This window comes from Amycolatopsis tucumanensis (genome assembly GCF_021654135.1).
GTDB lineage: Bacteria > Actinomycetota > Actinomycetes > Mycobacteriales > Pseudonocardiaceae > Amycolatopsis_E > Amycolatopsis_E tucumanensis.
Genome location: NZ_JAKGSD010000004.1, coordinates 212,988 through 234,015 on the forward strand (window position 1 = coordinate 212,988; position 21,028 = coordinate 234,015).

The window sequence follows — 21,028 nt, forward strand, 5'->3', positions numbered from 1 at the left end:
GGCCGGCCTTCTCCAGCGATCAGCGGTGCGCGCGGTTCACCGCGGACACGACCGCCCGCAGCGAAGCCGTCACGATGGACGGGTCGATGCCGATGCCCCAGAACACCTTGTCGCCGATGGCGCACTCGATGTAGGACGCGGCCTTGGCGTCGTCGCCGGGGGTGAGGGTGTGTTCGCTGTAGTCCAGCAGCCGCAGGTCGTAACCCACGGTGGACAGCGCGTCGAAGAACGCGGCGATCGGGCCGTTGCCGGAGCCGGTGATCTCCTGCTCTTCGCCGTCCACCCGCACGGTGGCGCGCAGCTGGTAGTCGCCGTTCGCGGTGACGTGCTGGTTGATCAGCTGCAGCGGCGTCTGCGGCTCCAGGTACTCCTTCGCGAACGCGTCCCACATCGTGCGCGGGTCGACCTCGCCGCCCTCGCTGTCCGTGTAGCGCTGGATGACCTGCGAGAACTCGATCTGCAGCCGTCGCGGCAGGTCGAGCTGGTGCTCGGTCTTCATGATGTAGGCGACGCCGCCCTTGCCCGACTGCGAGTTGACCCGGATGACGGCCTCGTAGCTGCGGCCGACGTCCTTCGGGTCGATGGGCAGGTAGGGCACCTCCCACGGGAACTCGTCCACCGGTACGCCGGCCTTCTCGGCGGCGCGGTGCAGCGCGTCGAAGCCCTTGTTGATCGCGTCCTGGTGGCTGCCGGAGAACGCGGTGAACACCAGGTCGCCGCCCCACGGGGTGCGCTCGTGCACCGGCAGCTGGTTGCAGTACTCGACGGTGCGCTTGATCTCGTCGATGTCGGAGAAGTCGATCTGCGGGTCGATGCCCTGGCTGAACATGTTCATGCCCAGCGCGACCAGGTCGACGTTGCCGGTGCGCTCGCCGTTGCCGAACAGGCAGCCCTCGATGCGGTCCGCGCCGGCCTGGTAGCCCAGCTCGGCGGCGGCGATGCCGGTGCCGCGGTCGTTGTGCGGGTGCAGCGACAGGATCACCGAGTCGCGGCGGTCCAGGTTGCGGCCCATCCACTCGATCGAGTCGGCGTAGACGTTCGGCGTGGCCATCTCCACCGTCGCCGGCAGGTTCAGGATGACCGGCCGCTCCGGGGTGGGCTGCCAGATGTCGGTGACCGCGTTGCACACCTCGGCGGCGTAGGAGAGCTCGGTGCCGGTGTAGGACTCCGGCGAGTACTGGAAGCGGAAGTCGGTGTCGGAGTACTTCTGCGCGTACTCGACCACCAGGTCGGCGGCCTGCAGCGCGATCTTCTTGATGCCCTCGCGCTCCTCGCGGAACACCACGCGGCGCTGCAGGATCGACGTGGAGTTGTAGATGTGCACGATCGCCTGCGGCGCGCCCTCCAGCGACTGGAAGGTGCGCTCGATCAGCTCGGGGCGGCACTGGGTCAGCACCTGGATGCGCACGTCGTCCGGGATCGCGCCGTCCTCGATGATCTCGCGGACGAAGTCGAAGTCGGTCTGGCTCGCGGCCGGGAAGCCGACCTCGATCTCCTTGTAGCCCATGCGCACGAGCAGCTCGAAGAACTTGCGCTTGCGGGCGGGCGACATCGGGTCGATCAGGGCCTGGTTGCCGTCCCGCAGGTCGACGGCGCACCACAGCGGCGCGCGCTCGATGCGCTTGTCCGGCCAGGTGCGGTCGGGCAGTTCGATGTTCTCCACCAGCTTGTACCAGGGCTGGTAGCGGTGCACCGGCATCGAGCTGCCGCGCTGCGGGTTCCACGCGGGCTGGTCGGCGGGGGCGGGACGCGAAGGCTTGCGGATGCGGCTCACGGTGGGATCGGAGCTGGTCATTGCTGGGAAACTCTCCTGCCGGGTTTTCGGGCGACCGGCGGCGTGACGAAGCCCCGCGACGGGGGGCCGGTCAGGATCAGGCCCCGTCGCGGCAGCGAAGCAGGAGAGCACGCGCCACGGATTCACTGTAGCCCGGTCGCGATGATGTTGAAAAGCGACCCGGTCGGTTACTGGCAGGTAGCCAAGGCGGGCGTGGCGTGGGAAACTCGGCGTCATGGCCGAGCACGCCGAGAAGCCCAAGAGCGACGTCGACGAAGACGCCTCGCCGCGACCCAAGCGCCAGGTGCCGTGGGGGCGCGTGAAGGACCAGGCGGTCGGGCTGATCGCCGGGATCGTCCGCTGGGTCGGCCTGATCTTCGCGCTCATCCTGGTGCTGCACGTGATCTTCGTGGTCGGTGGCGCCAACCCGGACAACGGGATCGTTTCGTTCGTGCGCGACTGGTCCGACGGCCTGGCGCTGGGGTTCAAGGACCTGTTCGAGCCCACCGACGAGAAGCTGCGGGTGCTGGTGAACTACGGCATCGCGGCGATCTTCTGGCTGGTGGTCTCGTCCATCGTCACGCGGATCGTCCGGCGCATCGGCGGCGCCACCTCCTGAGCCGGATGGCGCACATCGTCCGCTGGGCAGGCGGGCCGCGTCCGCTGCTGTTCGACCTCGCGGTGGCCGGGTTCTTCACCTGGCTCGCGATCACGAACGTGAGCGCGCCGGTCGCCTGGCCACCCGTCGTCGCGGCCGCCGTGTTCGGCGCGTTGCTGGTGCGGCGCCGGTTCCCGCTGGCCGCGCTGGTGATCGTCGGCGCGGCGCTGGTGGCCGGGGCGAACCTGCTGCCGCTCGTCGTCGCCGTCTACACGCTGGCCTCGCGCCGCGGGCCCGGCCGGCAGACCGCGGCTGGTGGTGCCGTCGCGCTCGCCGCCTTCCTGCTCCCGGCCGGGATCAGGTGGAGCGAGGACTGGCCGTACGTGTTGCTGGGCGCGGGCGTGTTCCTGCTGGTCCCGCTGCTGGCCGGGCTGTGGTGGCACCAGCGGGCCAAGCTGCTCGCGGCCCTGCGCGAGCGCGCGGAGCAGGCCGAGCGGGAGCGCGACCTGCTGACCGAGCGGGCGGTGGTGGCCGAGCGGCGCCGCATCGCGGGCGAGATGCACGACGTGGTGGCCCACCGGGTGAGTGTCATCGCGGTGCAGGCGGGCGCGCTGACGGTGACCTGCGACGGGCAGGCCGCCGCCGCGGCGGAGGTGATCCGGCAGAACAGCACCGCGGCCCTGACCGAGCTGCGCGAGGTGCTCCGCGTGCTGCGTGACGGGGAAGCGGAGGTGCACCCGCCGTCCGGGCTGGACGGTCTGGGCGCGCTGGTCGACGACGCGAGGGCGGCAGGCACCCGCGCCGAGCTGAGCCTGCCCGATCCGCTGCCGGAGGTCGCGATCCCGGTCGGGCGCGCGGCTTACCGGGTGGTGCAGGAGGCGTTGACGAACATCGGCAAGCACGCGCCGGGGGCACGTGCGCGGGTCGCCGTCGCCGTGCGTGGCGCGGAGCTGACCGTCGAGGTCGCCGACGACGGCCCCGGCGACCGCGCGCCCGCGCACGAGCTGCCGAGTTCCGGCTTCGGCCTGGTGGGGATGCGGGAACGGGTCGGCCTCGCCGGCGGTACCGTCCACACGGGCCGGTCCGGGAGCGGTTTCCTGGTGCGGGCCGTGTTTCCGCTGACCGAGGACGAGGAGGCCGGGTGACGGTACGGGTTCTCCTGCTCGACGACGAGGAGCTCGTGCGGGGTGGGCTGCGGCTCATCCTGGAGTCCGACCCGGACATCGAGGTGGTCGCCGAGGCCGGCGACGGGACGGGTGTGGTGGACCTGGTGGCGCGGCACCGCCCCGACGTCGTGCTCACCGACATCCAGATGCCGCGCGTCGACGGGCTCCAGGTGACGGCGAAGGTGACCGCGCTGCCCGGTGCGCCGGTGGTGGTCGTGCTGACCACGTTCGACCTCGACGAGTACGTGCACACCGCGCTGCGCTCGGGTGCGGCCGGGTTCCTGCTCAAGGACATCCCGCCGCGCGAACTGGTGCACGCGGTGCACGTCGTGGCCCGCGGCGAGGCGATGATCTCGCCGAAGGTGACCAAGCGGTTGCTGAGCCACTTCACGCGCGGCAGCGCGGCGGCCCTCGACCGGGTCGGCACCCTCACCGACCGGGAACGCGACGTCGCGCTGGCCGTCGGGCGGGGGCTGAGCAACAGCCGCATCGCGGCCGAGCTGCACCTCAGCGAGTCGACCGTGAAGGTGCACCTCGGCCACGTGATGGCCAAGCTGGGCGCCGGCAACCGGACCCAGGTCGCGATCGCCGTGCACGACGCCGGGCTGCTCTGAAGATCGGCCGAAAGTCGTAGATCGTCTGCACGGTCGTGCGATGCCCGTCGCCTGCCGGTTCCCTAGCGTCGGGGTCCATGACGCACCGCATCACCGCGCTCGCCGGGGAACCCGTGCTCGGCAAACCGTGGAACTACGTCCTGGCCGCGCTGATCATCGCGCTGGTGGTCGCGTGCGTGGTCCTGATCGTCGGGGCGCTGGTGAGCATTCTGCGCTCGCCGCAGTCCGGCGGCATGAAGTTCGTCTGGGTGGTGTTCGTCCTGGTGGCGCCCTACCTGGGCAGCGCGTTGTGGTTCCTGATCGGGCGGAAGGCCGCCCTCACGGCGAGTTAGAAGGCGGGAGTGCCCCACGCTTCCGTGTAGGCGAGGTCGCCGAGGGGCAGGCGGCTGCGCGGGCCCTGTTCGCGTTCGATCAGCTTGTCCACCCCCAGCACGGCGGGGTCGCCGGCGTGCCCGACGGCGATCGCGACCCGGGGGACGGCTCCGTCCGGCACCGCGAACCGCTCGCGGACGGCGTCGGCGTCGAAGCCGGCCATCTGGTGCGCCACGAGCCCTTCCGCGACGGCCTGCAGCACGAGGTTCTGCGCGGCCAGCCCGAGCCCGTACTCCGCGTAGGGGATCTCGCCCTTTTCGTTGCGCGTCAGCATGATCGCGACCAGCAGGGCGCCCGCGCGGTGCGCCCACTCCTGGTTCCGCTCGGTGAGCGTGCCGAGGATCTGCCGGAACGTCGGATCACCACGCCGGCCGGCCAGGAACCGCGCCGGCTGGGTGTTCCCGAACGACGGCGCCCACCGCGCGGCCTCCAGCAGGGCGCGCAGCTGGTCCCAGGTCACCTCCCGGGTCTCGTCGAGGGCGCGCGGGCTCCACCGGTGCGCGATCACCTCGGTCAGGGGCACGCTGGAATCGGCCATCTTGTCCATCGGTTCGCCTGCTTCCCGTTTCGCCGGAGTCAGAGTTCGCCCTGGCGGGCCAGTGCCGCGTGCGCCTTGGCGATGTCCGCGGCGGACGGTTCGACCGACGTCACAACGTCCCGCGCCGTCGTCCGGACGAACCGGAGCACGGGCCTGCCGTTGTTCAGCAGCGGCGAATCGATGGCGACGTAGCTGTCCGCGTCACCGGGCTTCGTCATGCGCGCCTCCTCGCGGGTCAGATCGCATACTTCCAGACCGTCAGCGCGAACGCGCCGAACCACGCGCTCGCCAGCGCGACCCCCGAGCAGACCCACAGCACGGTGTTCGTCCGGCGTTTGGCCAGCGCCACCGCCACCGGGACCAGCAACGTGAACGCGGGCAACAACAACCGTGGCTTCGCGTGCATCAGCGCGCTCGACCCCAGGCACATCACCAGCACCCCGGCCGCGTACACCGCCAGCACCGTCTCGCGCCGGGCCAGCACCGCCATGCCGATCAGCGCACCCGCGATCACCGCGACCGTCAGCACACTCATCGCCGAATCGCTGCCCGTCAGCACCTCGGCCACGAAACGGGCCGTCGACACCCCGCCGTCGAACCGGGTCCGCCACCCCTGCCACTCCAGGTCGGACCAGGTGCTCAGCTGCGCCTCGAACCCGGACTCCGGCCGCACCCGCATCCCGGTCCACCACAGGTATCCGAACAACCCGGCGGGCGCCAGCGCCAGCGCGGCGAGCGGACGCCCACCGTCCTCCCGGCGCGTCAACGCCATCACCGCGGCCACCACCACCGCGACCACCAGCGCCAGCGCCGTCGACCGCACCAGCCCGGCCGCCAGGCAGCACAGCCCAGCCACCTCCCACCGCCGCTCCAGCACCGCGACCAGCGTCCACACCGCCAGCGCGCAGAACAACGCTTCGGTGTAAGCCATGGTCAACACGACGCTCATCGGCGTCGCCGCGAACAGGGCCACCAGGATGTAGCCGGCCCGGCGCGAGCCGCCGCGCACGAGACGCCCGAGCCGGGCCAGGCCGTACGCCGCGAAGAGCCCGGCGGCCAGCGACACCACCAGCGCCGCCGCGGGAAATCCGAGCGCGGGCGCCAGCAGCCGGATCAGGAACGGGTACCCGGGGAAGAACGCCCGCGGCGTGTGCGGGTTCGGGTGGCCGAGCGCGTCGGTCGTCGGCCCGAGTTCGTAGCCGGACGCCGCGATCTTGAGGTACCACTGGCCGTCCCAGGCGGCGATCCTAGACAACAGGTCGTCCTCGTGCAGCGCGGCGAACACCGTGAGCACCACAACACCGAGGGCCCGCACACCGAGGTACACGGCCGCGGGCAGCAGAAGCGCCCGGCGTCTGGTGATCCGGTCGGCCAGGTCCAGCAGCAGGCCAGGGGCCGCTTGCTCCGGTCGTCGAACGGTTTGGCTGCTGCCCTGCACGGTTGGTCATTTTCCCACGAGTCCGGCCGGTGGCAGTGGCCGGAGCCACATAACGGGGTGGCCAGGGCCGTAACCCCCGGTAGGCTGCTCCGAAAGGTGCGAAATAGGAGGTCGGCAGACAAGTGGCGCTCGTAGTCCAGAAGTACGGCGGTTCGTCGCTGGAGAGCGCTGATCGCATCAAGCGCGTGGCCGAACGGATCGTGGCCACCAAGAAGGCGGGCAACGACGTGGTCGTCGTCTGCTCCGCCATGGGTGACACCACCGACGAATTGCTCGACCTGGCCCAGCAGGTCAACCCGGTGCCGCCCGAACGAGAGATGGACATGCTGCTCACCGCTGGGGAGCGCATTTCCAACGCGCTTGTCGCGATGGCGATTTCGGCACACGGTTTCGAAGCGTGGTCGTTCACCGGATCCCAGGCGGGTGTGGTCACGACGGGCGTGCACGGCAACGCGCGCATCATCGACGTGACACCGAGCCGGGTCACCGAGGCCCTCGACCAGGGTTACATCGCGCTGGTCGCCGGGTTCCAGGGCGTCGCGCAGGACACCAAGGACATCACCACTCTCGGCCGCGGCGGTTCGGACACCACCGCGGTGGCGCTGGCCGCGGCGCTCAACGCGGACGCGTGCGAGATCTACTCCGATGTGGACGGCGTGTACACCGCCGACCCGCGGATCGTGCCCAACGCGCGCAAACTCGACACCATCCCGTACGAGGAGATGCTCGAACTCGCCGCGAGCGGTTCGAAGATCCTGCACCTGCGCTCGGTCGAGTACGCCCGCCGCTACGGCGTGCCGATCCGGGTCCGTTCGTCCTACAGCGACAAGCCGGGCACCACCGTGGCCGGTTCGATTGAGGAGATCCCCGTGGAACAAGCGTTGATCACCGGTGTGGCGCACGACCGGTCGGAGGCCAAGGTCACCGTCACCGGGGTGCCGGACCACGCCGGCGCCGCGGGGCGGATCTTCCGGGTCATCGCCGACGCCGAGATCGACATCGACATGGTGCTGCAGAACGTCTCCAACACCGCGGGCCGCACCGACATCACCTTCACGCTGTCGAAGGCGAACGGTCCGAAGGCCGTTGCGGAGCTGGAGAAGCTGAAGGGCGAGCTGGAGTTCGACTCCGTGCTCTACGACGACCAGGTCGGCAAGGTTTCGCTGGTGGGCGCGGGCATGCGCTCGCACCCCGGCGTCACCGCGACCTTCTGTGAGGCGCTGGCCAAGGTCGGCGTCAACATCGAGATCATCAACACCTCGGAGATCCGGATCTCGGTCCTGATCCGCGACGCGCAGCTGGACGACGCGGTGCGCGCGATCCACGAGGCATTCGAACTTGGCGGCGACGAGGAAGCCGTCGTGTACGCGGGGAGTGGTCGCTGAAATGGCTCCGACGTTGGCTCTGGTCGGTGCGACCGGCGCGGTGGGCACCGTCATGATCGACATCATCAACGGGCGCGAGAGCGTGCCGTGGGGTGAGATCCGGCTGATCGCCTCGCCGCGGTCGGCCGGCAAGAAGATCACCGTGCGCGGCGAGGAACTGACCGTGATCGCGCTGTCCCCGGAGGCCTTCGACGGCGTCGACGTCGCCATGTTCGACGTGCCGGACGAGGTGTCCGCCGAGTGGGCCCCGATCGCGGCCGAGCGCGGCGCGATCGCGGTCGACAACTCCGGCGCGTTCCGGATGGACGACGAGGTGCCGCTCGTGGTGCCCGAGGTCAACTCCGACAAGGTGCGGGAGCGGCCGCGCGGCATCATCGCCAACCCGAACTGCACGACGCTGTCGATGATGGCGGCGCTGGGCGCGCTGCACCGCGAGTTCGGCCTCACCGAGCTGGTGGTCGCCTCCTACCAGGCGGCGTCCGGCGCCGGCCAGCCCGGCATCGACCGGCTGCAGGCCGAGCTGGCCGCGGTGTCCGGAAAGGACCTCGGCGCGAAGGCGGGCGACGTGCGGGCCGCGCTGGAGTCGGCCGGCCTGCCGCTGTCGGACAGCCCGTTCGCGGGCACCCCGCTTGCGTTGAACGTGGTTCCGGCCGCCGGTTCCTACAAGGGTGACGGCTGGTTCTCCGAGGAGCTCAAGGTCCGCAACGAGTCGCGGAAGATCCTCGGCATCCCGGACCTGAAGGTGTCCGCGACCTGCGTCCGCGTCCCGGTGGTCACCACCCACTCGCTCGCGGTGCACGCCACCTTCGCGCGCGAGGTCACCGTCGAGGCCGCGCACAAGGTGTTCGCGGCGCAGTCGTCGATCGTGCTGGTCGACGACCCGGCCAACGGTGAGTTTCCGAGCCCGGCCGAGGTCGTCGGCGGCGACCCGACGTACGTCGGACGGGTGCGCCAGGCGCTGGACTTCCCGAACACGCTCGACTTCTTCGTGTGCGGGGACAACCTGCGCAAGGGCGCGGCGCTGAACACCTACGAGATCGCCGAGCAGCTGGCTCCCGAGTTCGGCTGACGGCCACGCAGAGTTGCCCCGGCCTCGCTGAATTCACTCGACAGTGAGGCAACTTCTCCCTGGCCCGACGTCGGCCCGCTTCTAGTGTGGGCCGAGTCAATGGCAGGGAGAAGTCGGGGAGCTCGCGGTGACAAGGCATGTCCTGGCCGCGTTCGTGTGCGCGGCGGTGGTGCTCGGCATGGGCACGCCCCTGCTCGTGGCGACCGCGGACGACACCGACGGCCCGCTCACGGTGCGGGTCGTCCGGGGTGAGACCGGGGTCGGCGGCATCCTGGTCGTGGCCACCGACCCGAGTGGCGCCAGCGTCAGCGGCGTCACCGGGCCGGACGGCACGGCGCGGCTCACGACCACCGCGCTGTCCGGCGGGAAGTACCGCGTGGACGCCTCGATCCCGGCGTCCATGCCGGACGTCAAGCCGGCGGCCGAGGACCAGAGCCGCGCCAGCCTGACCGAGTTCGTCGACGTGGGCGGCGGCAAGGCCGTCACGCTCACGATGGGCGTCGGCGGCATGGACGGCCCGGTCCAGCTCGGCGACCGGACGTGGTTCGACACCGACGGCGACGGCGTGCAGGACGGCGACGAGCCGCCGCTGCCGGGTGTGCGGGTGCAGCTGCTGGGCTGCGACGGCGGCGGGGCGCCGCTGGCGGAGGAGACAACCGACTCCGCCGGGCGCTACCTGTTCGGCCCGGCCGAGGGCCTGCAGCCCAACAGCTGCTACACCCTGCGGTTCGACTTCGGCGGCGTGAACACCGGCCCGCTGCCCGGATCCCCGCCCGTCGAGGGTCTGAAGTGGACCGTTCCGCACGCGGGCGACCAGTCGCTGGATTCCGATGTGGACCCCGAGAGCGGTTCGGTGCGGGTCGCGATCGGCCCGCCCGGCTCGGTCGACCACACCGTGGACGCGGGCGTGGTCGGCGGCCTCAACCGGATCGGCGACCTGGTGTGGGCCGACGTCAACCGGAACGGGTTGCAGGACCAGGGCGAGCCCGGCATCGCCGACGTGGGCGTGCGGCTGCAGAAGGCCGACGGCACCCCGGTCGCCGGGACGAGCACCGGCCCGCACGGCCAGTACCAGTTCTCGCACCTGCCCGACGGCAGCTACCAGGTCTGCTTCGACACCGCGAAGCTCCCGCCGCAGTACGGCGACTACCAGCTCACCAGGCAGCGCGCGGGCGCGCCGGGCCAGGACTCCGCGCCCGACCCGGCCACCGGCTGCACCGCGCCGACCGAGCTGACCCCGAGCCGTACCCAGGACTTCACGATGGACGCCGGCCTGGCGCCGCCGGTCAACCGGATCGCCGCGCTGGTCTGGCAGGACGTCGACGGCGACGGCGCGCCGGGAGCGCTGGAGCCGGGGATCGCCGGGGTGCCGGTGAAGCTGCGCGGCGCGGACGGCACCCAGGTCGCCATGACCACCACCGGCCAGGACGGGAAGTACTCCTTCGACGACCTGCCGTCCGGCTCGTTCGCGGTGTGCTTCGACCTGGCCAACCTGCCGCAGGCCGCGGCCGACTTCACGCCGGTTGAGGGGAGCCCGGTCTCCGGCGCCGACCCGGCGACCGGCTGCACCCCGCAGGTGACCCTCGGCCTCGGCAAGCGCGAGGACACCGCGCTGAACATGGGGCTCGCCGCGCCTGCCAACCGGATCGGCGACCGGGTGTGGGCGGACACGAACCGCAACGGCATCGCCGACGCCACCGAGTCCGGCTCGAGCGGGGTGCCGGTCAAGCTGCTCCGCGCCGGCGGCGGCGAGGAGGCGTCGACGACCACCGGCGCCGACGGCCGGTTCCGGTTCACCGGGATCCCGGACGGCGCGTACCAGGTGTGCGTCGACCGCGCCGCGCTGCCCGCGCCGGTGGCCGGGTACCAGTTCACGAAGCCGCGCGCCGGTGAGTCCACAAAGGATTCCGATGTGGACCTGGCGAGCGGGTGCGCCCCGCCGGTCGCCGTCGGCGTCGGCCACCGCGACGAGAGCACCATCGGCGTCGGGTTGTCGCCCGCGCGCAACCGGCTCGGCGACCTGCTGTGGGTGGACCGCAACGGCAACGGCACGCAGGACGCGGGAGAGCCCGGCGCGGCCGGGGTCCCGGTGACGCTGACCGACGACGGAGGGCGCCCGGTGGCGACCACCCGCACCGCCGCGGACGGCTCGTACCTGCTCGACGACCTGCCCGACGGCTCGTACCGGGTGTGCTTCGACCTCGCCGGCCTCGCCCCGGAGTTCCGCGGCTTCCACATCGCAGGCGGCGACCCGGGCTGCGCCGGACCGGTGACCGTCGGCCCGAAGCCGCGGGAGGACCTGTCCGTGCGGATCGGCCTCGTCAGCGCCAGTCCGGCGGTCGTGCCTGCCGCGCAGGAGTCCACGAGCGGCGGCGGGTTCCCCGTCGGGTGGGTGTTGTTCGGTGTCGTGGCGGCGATCGGCGCGGTCGTCGGGGTGCGCTGGTGGAAGGCCGCCGAGCCGGGAGCGTGACCCGGTAGTTTGGGCGTTATGAGAATTCTGCGGGTGCTCGGAGTCGTCGGGATGGCGGTCGTGCTGGCCGGTTGTGCGGAAGCCGCGGAGACGGCGGACCGGGTGAGCGCGTGCTCGCAGGCCCTCGGGCTGGCGAACCTCAACCCGTACGCCTCGGCGCAGGAGGTGTCCGCCCAGGCGCAGCAGAAGGCCGAGGAGCTGCGCAACCTCGGCAACCGGGTGGCCGACCAGACGCTGCAGCAGAACCTGTTCGCGATCGCCGACTCCTACGTCGCGCTGGAGCAGCGCAAGTCGCAGGGCCTGTCCGACGTGAACGACTGGGTCCAGACGAACACCGCCAACCTGGAGCGGCTGCGCCAGGCCTGCACGTGAGGCGGCGGCAGGCCGGCTGTCCCCGGGACTCCTAGGATCGCCGGGGCTCTGCCTGTTCCGCGGCGCGCGGGGGATCGTGGAGCCCGAACAAGCCGAGAAGGGATTTCCATGACAGCGAACACACTGGCCGGCGGCACCTTCACCCTCGCAGGCGGGCTCACCGTCGGGCGCATGGGCTACGGCGCGATGCAGCTGGCCGGGCCTGGCGTGTTCGGGCCGCCCGCGGACCGGGACGCCGCGGTCGCGGTCCTGCGCGAAGCGGTCGAGCTGGGTGTCAACCACATCGACACCGCCGACTTCTACGGCCCGCACGTGACGAACCAGATCATCCGCGAGGCGCTGCACCCCTACGACGGGATCGTGGTGGTGACCAAGGTCGGCGCGGTGCGCGACGACCAGGGCGCCTGGGTGCACCAGCGCTCGCCGGAGCAGCTGCGTGCCCAGGTGCACGACAACCTGCGCAACCTCGGCGTCGACGCGCTCGACGTGGTCAACCTGCGCGTCGGCGGCGGGGACGACGGCCACTCCGCGGTGCCCGGCTCGATCGCCGAGCCGTTCACCGCGCTGGTCGAGATGCAGCAGGAGGGGCTGATCAAGCACCTCGGCATCAGCACGGTCAACGCCGAGCAGGTCGCCGAGGCGCAGTCGATCGCGCCGGTCGTGTGCGTGCAGAACGCCTACAACGTGGCCCACCGCGAGGACGACAAGCTGGTCGAGTCGCTGGCCGCGCAGGGCATCGCGTACGTGCCGTACTTCCCGCTCGGCGGGTTCTCGCCGCTGCAGTCGGAGGTGCTGAACTCGGTGGCCGCCCGCCTCGGCGCGACCCCGATGGCCGTCGCGCTGGCCTGGCTGCTGCAGCGGTCGCCGAACATCCTGCTCATCCCGGGCACGTCGTCGGTCGCCCACCTGCGGGAGAACGTGGCCGCCGCGTCCCTGGACCTCCCCGCGGACGCGATCGCCGAACTCGACGCGATCGCCTAACGCACCACGAGGTGGAGCCCCCGGCCGGCCGTCTCCCGGTCGACGACCGTGGTCTCGTTCCAGCCGCGGGGCCGCCCCTCGAACAGCAGGGCGCGGACCCGCGGCAGGCGGCGCAGGTGACGGCAGAAGGACGCCTTGCGCAGCACCCGGCCGCGCGCGCGTTGCCCGGCCAGCGCCTCCGCCGGGGTGCAGTCCACCCACAGCAGGTGCCGCCGCCGTCCGGTGAGCAGCCCGGTCAGCATCAGCCACGCCCTGGTCGCCGCGCCGATGGCCGGGTCGTGCACAACGACCGGGCCGGGCGTGCGGATCGCCGCGAGCACCACCCGCAGCCGGTGCAGGACGTGCACCGCCGGGCGGTAGCGGCGGTACGGCGTGCCGGGCGGCAGCGCGGCGGCCAGCCGGTCGCGCATCTGGTCGGAGTCGAGCACCTCGACCGGGCGGCTGGCCTGCGTGCTGCGCAGCAGCGTGCTCTTGCCCGAACCGGGCAGCCCGGCGATGACCAGCAGCGCGCGCGGTTCGATCGTCATCTGCAAGGTGGCGCCGGCTGTGCTGTCCATACCGGGCCAACGCGCGATCACGCCACCCGCGTTCCGCACTTACAGGTCAAATCGGTCATTCACAGCGGCGCCACAGCCGGGACCCTGGCCGAGCGGCGGCGCAGCCCGAAGGCCACCGCGGCGAAGCCGAGCCCGAACAGGCCCGCCGCCGCGAAGCCCCAGCCGGGGCCGGTGTGGTCGATCACGAACCCGACCACCGGGCTGCCCGCCGCCATGCCGAGCCGGGTGGCGGCGTCGAGCAGGCCCATCGCCTCGCCGCGCACCCGTGGCGGCGCGAGGCCGGTGACCTCCTCGGCGGTCGACGCGAGCGTCGGCGCGCAGGCCAGGTTCGTCGGCACCAGCGCCAGCGCCAGCAGCCACCACGGCAGCCCGGTGGCCAACCCGACCGGGATCACGAGCACGGTCAGCAGCACCATCAGCCGCGCCTGCGACAGCGACTTCCGCACCGCCCCGTGCACGATCCCGCCGACCGCCGAGGCGACGCACATCACGGCGATCACCACGCCGGTCCAGCCCACCTCGCCGGTGGCCCGCAGCGCGGCGAGCGTCGCCAGTTCGGTGCCCATCAGGCAGAACAGCGCCCCCGACGCGACGAGCAGGGCGCCGACCAGCCGCGGGCTGAGCCACTCCCGCATCGGCGGCCGCTCGGCGGTGACCGTCTCGCCCTCGTGCCGGATCGGCGGGTTGAACCAGCACAGCGCGAGGGTGCCGAGCGCGAAACAGACGCCGATCCCGCTCAGCGCGACGGTCGAGGACAGCTGCGTCGACAGGGCGATGCCCGCGCTCGGGCCGACCATGAAGCTCGTCTCCAGCAGGATCGAGTCGAGCGAGTACGCCGAGCGCCGCGACTCCGGCGGCACCAGCGCGGTCAGCACCTGGCGGGCGATCGAGCTGGCAGGCAGCACGAGCGCGCCCGCCGGCAGCGCGGTCACGAGCAGCGCCGCGTACGGCAGGTGCGGGGTGGCCAGCCAGAACGCCGCGGAGGTCAGGCCGCACACCGAGGTGACCGCGCGCAGCCCGTAGCGGTCGATCATCCGGCCGACGACCGGCGCGCCGATGGCGCTGCCCAGCATCGTCGCGGTCCCGACGAGACCCGCCTGGCCGTACCCGCGGCCGAGGTCGCTGACGACGTGCAGGGTCAGCGTGATCCCGGTGGCGGTCATCGGCAGGCGGGTGAAGAAGAACAGCAGCATCGCCATGCGGACCCCGGGCAGGGCGAGGACCTGGCGGTACGGCTGGAGGGACATGCTCCCACTTTGGCACGGCCGTGCAACTCCTTTTCGCGCCGCTTGCCGCTCCGGAAAACTGACAGTTACTATCAAAAAGTAGTGACTATCAGTTTGGAGGCTGGGATGGACGGGTCGAAGCGGTGGTGGGCGCTGGGTGCGCTGGCCGTGGCGTTGCTGGCGTTCGGACTCGATGTGACGGTCCTGTCGGTGGCCCTGCCGACGCTGGCCGTCGACCTGGAGGCGTCGACGAGCGAGCTGCAGTGGTTCTCGAACGCGTACACGCTGGTGCTCGCCGCGGGGCTGCTCCCGGCCGGCCTGCTCGGCGACAAGTTCGGCACGAAGCGGTTCCTGCTCGGTGGTCTCGCGGTCTTCGGCCTGGCCTCGGTGGCCTGCGCCTTCGCCGGTTCGGCCGGGATGCTGATCGCGGCGCGCGCAATCCTCGGCCTGGGCGCGGCGGCACTGGTGCCGCTGTCGATGTCGGTGCTGAACGCGCTGTTCCCGGGCGCCGACCGGGGGCGGGCGATCGCCGTGTGGGCCGCGGCGATGGCGGTCGGCATCCCGCTCGGGCCGGTGGTCGGCGGGTGGCTGCTGGACAACTTCTGGTGGGGCTCGGTGTTCCTGCTGAACGTGCCCGCGGTGCTCGCCGGCCTGGTCCTGCTGGCCTGGCTGGTGCCGGATCTGCCCGGCGACCGCGGCAGGCGGTTCGACCTCCCTGGTGTCGTCCTGTCCAGCGCGAGCCTGGTCGCGCTGACCTACGGACTGGTCGAGGCGGGTGACCGCGGCTGGGGGTCGGCCACCGTGCTCGGGCCGGTGCTCGGCGGGCTCGCGCTGCTGGCCGGGTTCGTCGTCCACCAGGCCCGGGCCGCCCACCCGTTGCTGGACCTCGGGTTGTTCGCCTCGCCCGGCTTCCGCTGGGGCGCGGTGCTCGCGACGCTGGCGTCCTTCGCGATGATGGGCGCGTTGTTCCTGTTGCCGCAGTACTTCCAGGCGGTGCACGCCACGGACGCGCTCGGCACCGGGTTGCGGCTGTTGCCGGTGGTCGGCGGTCTGCTCGTCGGGGTGCGGGTCGCGGAGTGGTTGCGTCCGCGGCTGGGCGCGCGGGTGCTGGTGAGCACGGGGTTCGTGCTGATGACCGGCGGGCTGGTGGCCGGAACCGCCACCGGGACCGGCGACGGGTACGGCTACGCGGCGGTGTGGGTGTCACTGGTCGGCCTCGGGCTGGGCTTCGCGTTGCCGCCGTCGATGGACATCGCGATGGGGGCGCTGAGCCCGGGCCGCAGCGGCGTCGGGGGTGGCGTGCTGCAGGCGATGCGGCAGGTCGGTGGCACGTTGGGCGTCGCGATCCTCGGCACGGTGCTGAACGCGGGGTACCGGGGCGGGGTCGACGTCGCCGGGTTGCCGGACGACGTGGCCGCGGCGGTGCGCGACAGCGCCGCGGCCGGGGTGCAGGTCGCCGCGCGGGTGCCGGCGTTGCTCGGGTCGGTGCGCGAGTCCTTCGTCGCGGGCATGTCGGCGACGCTGTGGGTGTGCGCCGGGTTCGCGCTGGTGGGTGCCGTGCTCGCCGCGCTGTTCCTGCCGCGCCAGGCGCAGGACGTGGCCGGGGCAGAATCGGGGCATGAGTTCGTCGCGGGATGAGCAGCCGCTCGGGTTGCGGGAGCGGAAGAAGGCGCGCACGCGGGCCGCGATCCAGAGCCACGCGCTGCGGTTGTTCACCGCGCAGGGCTACGCGGAGACGACGATCGAGCAGATCGCCGCGGCGGCCGAGGTGTCGCAGAGCACCTTCTTCCGCTACTTCCCGACCAAGGAGGACACGGTCCTCTACGACCGCCTCGATCCGGTGCTGATGCGGGCGTTCGTGGAGCAGCCGGCCGAGCTGACCCCGCTCCAGGCGGTGCGGGCCGCGTGCGCCCAGGTGTTCGCGCGGCTGGACGCCGAGGAGTCCGAACTGGAGCGCGCCCGGCAGCGGCTGGTGTTCAGCGTGCCCGAACTGCGCAACCGGATGATCGAACACATCGCCGCCGGGCTGGGCATGCTGGCCGAGGCCGCGGCCGAACGAGCAGGCCGGGACCCCGGCGACTTCACCGTGCGGGTCTGGTCCGGGGCGGTGATCGGCGTGGTCTTCGCGGCGTACTTCAGCGCGGCCGAGGCCCCGGAGAACCTGGTGGACGTGATCGACAAGGCGGTCACCCTGCTGGAGGACGGGCTGCCGCTGTAGGTGGCTTGGGGCGCTCTGCATGGCCCTGCTCACCTTCGGACTGGACATGACGGTGCGGCCGGGCTGCTTCCGGCGGGCTTGCTCGGTGACCGGTTCGGCATCAAGCGGTTCCTGCTCGGCGGCCTTGCGCTGTTCGGTCTGGCGTCGGTCGCCTGCGCCTTCGCGGACTCGGTCGAGAGCCTGATCGTGGCCAGGGCATTTCTCGGCCTCGGTGCCGCCTGCCTGGTCTCGTTGTCGATGGCGGTGCTCAACGTCTTGTTCCCGGGCGCCGACCGGGGCCGTGCTCTCGCCGTGTGGTCCGTGGCGGTGGCAGTCGGGGTGCCGCTCGGCCCGGTGGTCGGCGGCTGGCTGCTCGACAGCTTCTGGTGGGGTTCGGTCTTCCTGCTCAACGTGCCGTTCGTGGTCGTCGGGTTCGTGTTGCTGGCCTGGTTGGTTCCGGCCTTGCCGGTGGACCGGGCGCGGCGTGCCGACCTCCCCGGCATCGTGTTGTCCGGCGCGGGCGTGGTGGCGCTGACTTTCGGGCTGATCGAAGCCGGTGACCGCGGGTGGATCGCGATCTCCGCGCTCGGGCCGATCCTGGCCGGAGTCGCGTTGCTGTGCGCGTTCGTCGTCGTGGAGGGGCGCGTGCGATACCCGTTGCTGGACCTCGGACTGTTCACCACGCCCGGGTTCCGGTGGGGTGGCCTGCTCAGCGGGCTCACGTCCTTCGTGCTGTTGGGTGTGTTGTTCCTGCTGCCGCAGTACTTCGACGCGGTCCGTGGTGCCGGCGCGCTGGAAGCAGGAGTGCAGTTGCTCCCGATGGTCCTGGGGATGTCGGTCGGCATGCAGGTGGCCGATCCACTGCACCGCAGGCTGGGGGTGAAGGTCGTCGGTGCCGGGGGATTTCTGGTGATGGCGGCAGGGCTCGTCATCGGCGCGGTCGCCGGATCCGGCCACGGCTACGGCTTCGTCGCTCTGTGGGTTTCGCTGGTGGGGGTCGGACTCGGGTGCGCGGTTTTCGCAGCTCTGGACGACGCGCTCGGAGCACTGGACCCGGGGCGCAGCGGCGTGGGAGGCGGAGTTCTGCAGGTGATCCGCCAGCTCGGTGGCACCCTCGGCGTGGCGATCCTGGGCACCGTCCTCAACGCCGGTTACCGCGGGTCTGTGGATGTCGGTGGGTTGCCCGAGCCGTCCGCGGAGGCCGTCCGGGACAGCGCGGCCGGCGGGGCGCGCGTCGCCGAGTCCGTACCGGATCTGCTCGGGTCGGTGCGGTCGGCCTTCGTCTCGGGGATGTCGGCCGCGCTCTGGGTGTCCGCTGCGCTCGCACTGGTCGGTGCCGCGCTGGCCGCGCTGTTCCTGCCGTTCCGCGCGCAGGACGTGGAAGCCGAGCGCCAGTTCGCCGCCCGGTGACCGAGGCGGCGGCCTCACCCACTTGGGCAGTTTTCTGGATTCGTTCCAGTTTTTATCTTGACTCGTTCCAGATTAGCGGGCACTGTGGACCTCGATGCCCCACCAGACCAGCCCCGTGCGGGACCAGCTCAAAGCCGTCGGCCTGCGGATCACCGCTCCGCGCGTCGCCGTCCTCGAGTGGCTCGCCGGGCACCCGCACTCGACCGCCGACCAGGTCGCGGCCGGCGTGCGGGACGTGCTCGGATCCGTGTCCACCCAGACGGTCTACGACGTCCTGGGCGCCTGCGCGAACGCCGATCTGGTGCGGCGCGTCGAGCCGGCCGGGCACCCGGCCCGGTTCGAAACGCGTACCGGGGACAACCACCACCACCTCGTCTGCCGCGTCTGCGGCCGGGCCGAGGACGTCGACTGCGTCCACGGCGCCGCACCGTGCCTCGAACCCTCGAACACCGCGGGGTTCGTCGTCGAGGAGGCGGAGGTCGTCTTCTGGGGCCTGTGCCCCGCCTGTTCCACCACCCACCACGAGAAGGAGGGCTCGGCGTGACCAAGCCGACCACCAACAACGTGGGCATCCCGGTGGCCAGCGACAACGATTCGCTGACCCTGGGCGCCAACGGCCCGATCCTGCTGCAGGACCACTACCTCATCGAGAAGAACGCGCACTTCAACCGGGAGCGCGTCCCGGAGCGTGTGGTGCACGCGAAGGGCGGCGGTGCGTTCGGTTTCCTCGAGGTCACCGAGGACGTCAGCCAGTTCACCAAGGCCGCGGTCTTCCAGCCGGGCACCCGCACCGAGAGCCTCATCCGCTTCTCCTCGGTGGCCGGCGAGAACGGCTCGCCCGACACCTGGCGCGACCCGCGCGGGTTCGCGGTGAAGTTCTACACCACGCAGGGCAACTACGACATCGTCGGCAACAACACGCCGGTGTTCTTCATCCGGGACCCGATCAAGTTCCCCGACTTCATCCACTCGCAGAAGCGCCGCGCCGACAACCACCTGCGCGACCACAACATCCAGTGGGACTTCTGGACCCTGCGCCCGGAGTCGGCCCACCAGGTCACCTGGCTGATGGGCGACCGCGGCATCCCGTCGAACTGGCGCGAGATGGACGGGTTCGGCTCGCACACCTACCTGTGGGAGAACGCGGGCGGCGAGAAGTTCTGGGTGAAGTACCACTTCAAGACCGACCAGGGCATCGGCTACCTGACGCAGGCCGACGCGGACCGCATCGCCGGTGAGGACGCCGACTACTACATCCGCGACCTGTGGACCGCGATCGAGCGGGGCGACCACCCGAGCTGGACCCTCTACGTCCAGGTCATGCCGTACGAGGAAGCGGCGGACTACCGCTTCAACCCGTTCGACCTGACGAAGGTGTGGCCGCACGGCGATTACCCGCTGATCAAGGTCGGCCGCTACGTGCTCGACCGCAACCCGTCGAACTACTTCGCGGAGATCGAGCAGGCCGCGTTCGCGCCGACCAACATGGTGCCGGGCATCGGCCCGTCGCCGGACAAGATGCTGCAGGGCCGCCTGTTCGCCTACCCGGACGCGCACCGCTACCGGATCGGCGCGAACTTCGCCCAGCTGCCGGTGAACGCACCGAAGTCGCCGGTGAACAGCTACTCCCGGGACGGCGCGATGCGCTACCAGAACCCGGGCGACCCGGTGTACGCGCCGAACTCGTTCGGCGGCCCGCACGCCGACGCGGCCTACGCCGGCGAGACGGTGTCGTCCTACGGGGTGGTCGACGAGGTCATCCGCTCCGCCTACCGGCTGCACGCCGAGGACGACGACTTCGGCCAGGCGGGCACCCTGGTGCGGAAGGTGATGGACGACGCGCAGCGCGAGCGCCTCGCGAGCAACATCATCGGCCACGCCAAGAAGGGCGTGTCCGAGCCGGTGCTGGAGCGCGTGTTCGAGTACTGGCGCAACGTCGACAAGACCCTCGGCGACAAGGTCGCCGAGGCGTTCGGCAAGTAGTCTCCCACCACGGAGCAGCGGCCCGGTGAGTCCTTTGTGGCTCACCGGGCCGCTTTCGCTCCGGGGGTCACCCACACAGACGGGTGGTGATCACTCCCGGATCGGGTGGCGCGGCGATTCACCGGCGACGAAGTTGGTACTTCACGCCCGGGTCAGGTCACCCACACCAGGAGGTAGGGAATGAGAGGCAAGTTCGCCCGGGTCGTCGCCGCGGTGGTGGCCGGCAGCGTTCTGGCGCTGACCGGAGCCGCTGTCGCCGCGGCCGACGGGAAGGGCACGTCCAGCACCCAGGCCGCCGGCGAGCAGCTGCTGCAGCTGCGCACCCAGCTGGTCGACTCGGCTTACTCGGCCGACGTCCCCGGCACCCAGCGGGCGCTCGGCCAGATGAGCCCGCTGCTCGGCGACCTCGCCGCGGGTGAGAAGTACACCGTCCAGTCGGACACGAGGGAAACCGCCGCGTCCGCGAAGAACGACGCCGAGACGGCCAGCCGGATCATCGCCGACCCGTCCCAGGCGAGCACCGTCAAGCAGACGCCGTCGGCGTCGCCGCTGCAGAACCCCCCGCCGCCCCTGGACATCGTGGCGGACCTGCTGAAGACGCTGATCCAGAAGCTCACGGAACTGCTGAACGCGCTGACCGGCGCCCCGCCGCCGGCGCTCACCGTGCCAGCCGCCTGAGCCAGAAAAAGCCGGGCTCCGCTCGCGGAGCCCGGCTTTTTCTTTGCCCACAACCAAGGTAGCTGGGTGGTCATCCCGTCGCCTGACACCGGCGCGATCACCTTGAGCCAGGGCCGCAACCCTCGCTGGGTCCGGCAGCCGAAAACACAAAGCTTGCGGCCCTGGCTCAAGGTGATATGCACAAACCGGAAGGCGACGGG

The 21,028-nt window shown here is 71.5% G+C and carries 21 protein-coding genes; 15 read left to right on the forward strand and 6 right to left on the reverse strand.

Annotation, left to right across the window (positions count from 1 at the left end):
- Nucleotides 1–19: 19 nt before the first annotated feature.
- On the reverse strand, nt 20–1,795 hold the full coding sequence (leuA, locus tag L2C96_RS07395) for a 2-isopropylmalate synthase (RefSeq protein ID WP_020420280.1): 1,776 nt from the start codon (nt 1,793–1,795) through the stop codon (nt 20–22).
- A 214-nt stretch (nt 1,796–2,009) separates the two neighbouring features.
- On the opposite strand from leuA, the gene L2C96_RS07400 reads away from it, so the two are divergent.
- The 4 genes from L2C96_RS07400 to L2C96_RS07415 all read left to right on the forward strand — a co-directional run bounded on the left by L2C96_RS07400 (nt 2,010) and on the right by L2C96_RS07415 (nt 4,484).
- Nucleotides 2,010–2,393 (forward strand): hypothetical protein, encoded by a 384-nt coding sequence (locus L2C96_RS07400; protein ID WP_020420281.1) that lies wholly within the window; start codon nt 2,010–2,012, stop codon nt 2,391–2,393.
- A gap of 5 nt (nt 2,394–2,398) precedes the next feature.
- Entirely contained in the window at nt 2,399–3,517 is a 1,119-nt protein-coding gene (locus L2C96_RS07405; protein WP_020420282.1) for a sensor histidine kinase, read from the forward strand.
- Nucleotides 3,514–4,152: a response regulator gene (locus L2C96_RS07410; protein ID WP_020420283.1), complete on the forward strand. Its 639-nt coding sequence runs from the start codon at nt 3,514–3,516 to the stop codon at nt 4,150–4,152. Before L2C96_RS07405 ends, L2C96_RS07410 begins: the two co-directional genes overlap by 4 nt.
- A 77-nt stretch (nt 4,153–4,229) precedes the next feature.
- Complete coding sequence (locus L2C96_RS07415; protein WP_020420284.1) at nt 4,230–4,484, forward strand: PLD nuclease N-terminal domain-containing protein; 255 nt, start codon at nt 4,230–4,232, stop codon at nt 4,482–4,484.
- Here the strand turns inward: L2C96_RS07415 and L2C96_RS07420 are convergent.
- Genes L2C96_RS07420 through L2C96_RS07430 form a run of 3 tightly spaced genes read right to left on the reverse strand, consistent with a single transcriptional unit; the run spans nt 4,481 to nt 6,500 of the window.
- The gene (locus L2C96_RS07420; RefSeq protein WP_020420285.1) at nt 4,481–5,071 is read right to left on the reverse strand and encodes a nitroreductase family protein; all 591 of its coding nucleotides are present in this window, start codon (nt 5,069–5,071) and stop codon (nt 4,481–4,483) included. The two genes, L2C96_RS07415 and L2C96_RS07420, sit on opposite strands and share 4 nt — an antisense overlap.
- 29 nt (nt 5,072–5,100) lie before the next feature.
- Nucleotides 5,101–5,280, reverse strand: a complete 180-nt coding sequence (locus tag L2C96_RS07425) for a hypothetical protein (protein ID WP_020420286.1) — start codon at nt 5,278–5,280, stop codon at nt 5,101–5,103.
- A gap of 17 nt (nt 5,281–5,297) precedes the next feature.
- Nucleotides 5,298–6,500, reverse strand: a complete 1,203-nt coding sequence (locus tag L2C96_RS07430; RefSeq protein WP_020420287.1) for a mannosyltransferase family protein — start codon at nt 6,498–6,500, stop codon at nt 5,298–5,300.
- Between the two features lie 122 nt (nt 6,501–6,622).
- Here L2C96_RS07430 and L2C96_RS07435 point away from each other — a divergent pair, with 122 nt between their 5' ends.
- The 5 genes from L2C96_RS07435 (at nt 6,623) to L2C96_RS07455 (ending at nt 12,777) form a co-directional block, all read left to right on the forward strand.
- Nucleotides 6,623–7,885 (forward strand): aspartate kinase, encoded by a 1,263-nt coding sequence (locus L2C96_RS07435; RefSeq protein WP_020420288.1) that lies wholly within the window; start codon nt 6,623–6,625, stop codon nt 7,883–7,885.
- 1 nt (nt 7,886) lies between these two features.
- Nucleotides 7,887–8,954 (forward strand): aspartate-semialdehyde dehydrogenase, encoded by a 1,068-nt coding sequence (locus tag L2C96_RS07440; RefSeq protein ID WP_020420289.1) that lies wholly within the window; start codon nt 7,887–7,889, stop codon nt 8,952–8,954.
- A gap of 127 nt (nt 8,955–9,081) precedes the next feature.
- Nucleotides 9,082–11,424 carry an SdrD B-like domain-containing protein gene (locus L2C96_RS07445; protein ID WP_235716214.1) on the forward strand — a complete coding sequence of 781 codons (2,343 nt, stop codon included), beginning with the start codon at nt 9,082–9,084 and terminating at the stop codon, nt 11,422–11,424.
- Nucleotides 11,425–11,442: 18 nt separating this feature from the next.
- Nucleotides 11,443–11,796 carry a DUF8711 family protein gene (locus L2C96_RS07450; RefSeq protein WP_027936204.1) on the forward strand — a complete coding sequence of 118 codons (354 nt, stop codon included), beginning with the start codon at nt 11,443–11,445 and terminating at the stop codon, nt 11,794–11,796.
- Between the two features lie 108 nt (nt 11,797–11,904).
- A complete protein-coding gene (locus L2C96_RS07455; protein ID WP_020420292.1) occupies nt 11,905–12,777 on the forward strand; it encodes an aldo/keto reductase family oxidoreductase in 873 nt (290 codons plus the stop codon).
- On the opposite strand, the gene L2C96_RS07460 is transcribed toward L2C96_RS07455, so the two are convergent.
- Nucleotides 12,774–13,304 carry a P-loop nucleotide/nucleoside kinase family protein gene (locus L2C96_RS07460; protein ID WP_235716215.1) on the reverse strand — a complete coding sequence of 177 codons (531 nt, stop codon included), beginning with the start codon at nt 13,302–13,304 and terminating at the stop codon, nt 12,774–12,776. The genes L2C96_RS07455 and L2C96_RS07460 overlap by 4 nt on opposite strands.
- A gap of 89 nt (nt 13,305–13,393) precedes the next feature.
- On the reverse strand, nt 13,394–14,581 hold the full coding sequence (locus L2C96_RS07465; RefSeq protein WP_020420294.1) for an MFS transporter: 1,188 nt from the start codon (nt 14,579–14,581) through the stop codon (nt 13,394–13,396).
- 105 nt (nt 14,582–14,686) lie between these two features.
- Between L2C96_RS07465 and L2C96_RS07470 the strand changes: the two genes are divergently transcribed.
- The 6 genes from L2C96_RS07470 (at nt 14,687) to L2C96_RS07495 (ending at nt 20,828) form a co-directional block, all read left to right on the forward strand.
- Nucleotides 14,687–16,198 (forward strand): MFS transporter, encoded by a 1,512-nt coding sequence (locus L2C96_RS07470; protein ID WP_020420295.1) that lies wholly within the window; start codon nt 14,687–14,689, stop codon nt 16,196–16,198.
- Nucleotides 16,179–16,778: an acyl-CoA-like ligand-binding transcription factor gene (locus tag L2C96_RS07475; RefSeq protein WP_020420296.1), complete on the forward strand. Its 600-nt coding sequence runs from the start codon at nt 16,179–16,181 to the stop codon at nt 16,776–16,778. Before L2C96_RS07470 ends, L2C96_RS07475 begins: the two co-directional genes overlap by 20 nt.
- A gap of 78 nt (nt 16,779–16,856) precedes the next feature.
- The gene (locus L2C96_RS07480; protein ID WP_237335638.1) at nt 16,857–18,167 is read left to right on the forward strand and encodes an MFS transporter; all 1,311 of its coding nucleotides are present in this window, start codon (nt 16,857–16,859) and stop codon (nt 18,165–18,167) included.
- A gap of 94 nt (nt 18,168–18,261) precedes the next feature.
- On the forward strand, nt 18,262–18,711 hold the full coding sequence (locus L2C96_RS07485) for a Fur family transcriptional regulator (RefSeq protein ID WP_039791736.1): 450 nt from the start codon (nt 18,262–18,264) through the stop codon (nt 18,709–18,711).
- Complete coding sequence (locus tag L2C96_RS07490; RefSeq protein WP_020420299.1) at nt 18,708–20,150, forward strand: catalase; 1,443 nt, start codon at nt 18,708–18,710, stop codon at nt 20,148–20,150. Before L2C96_RS07485 ends, L2C96_RS07490 begins: the two co-directional genes overlap by 4 nt.
- Nucleotides 20,151–20,330: 180 nt before the next feature.
- Nucleotides 20,331–20,828: a hypothetical protein gene (locus L2C96_RS07495; protein ID WP_020420300.1), complete on the forward strand. Its 498-nt coding sequence runs from the start codon at nt 20,331–20,333 to the stop codon at nt 20,826–20,828.
- Nucleotides 20,829–21,028 lie beyond the last annotated feature (200 nt).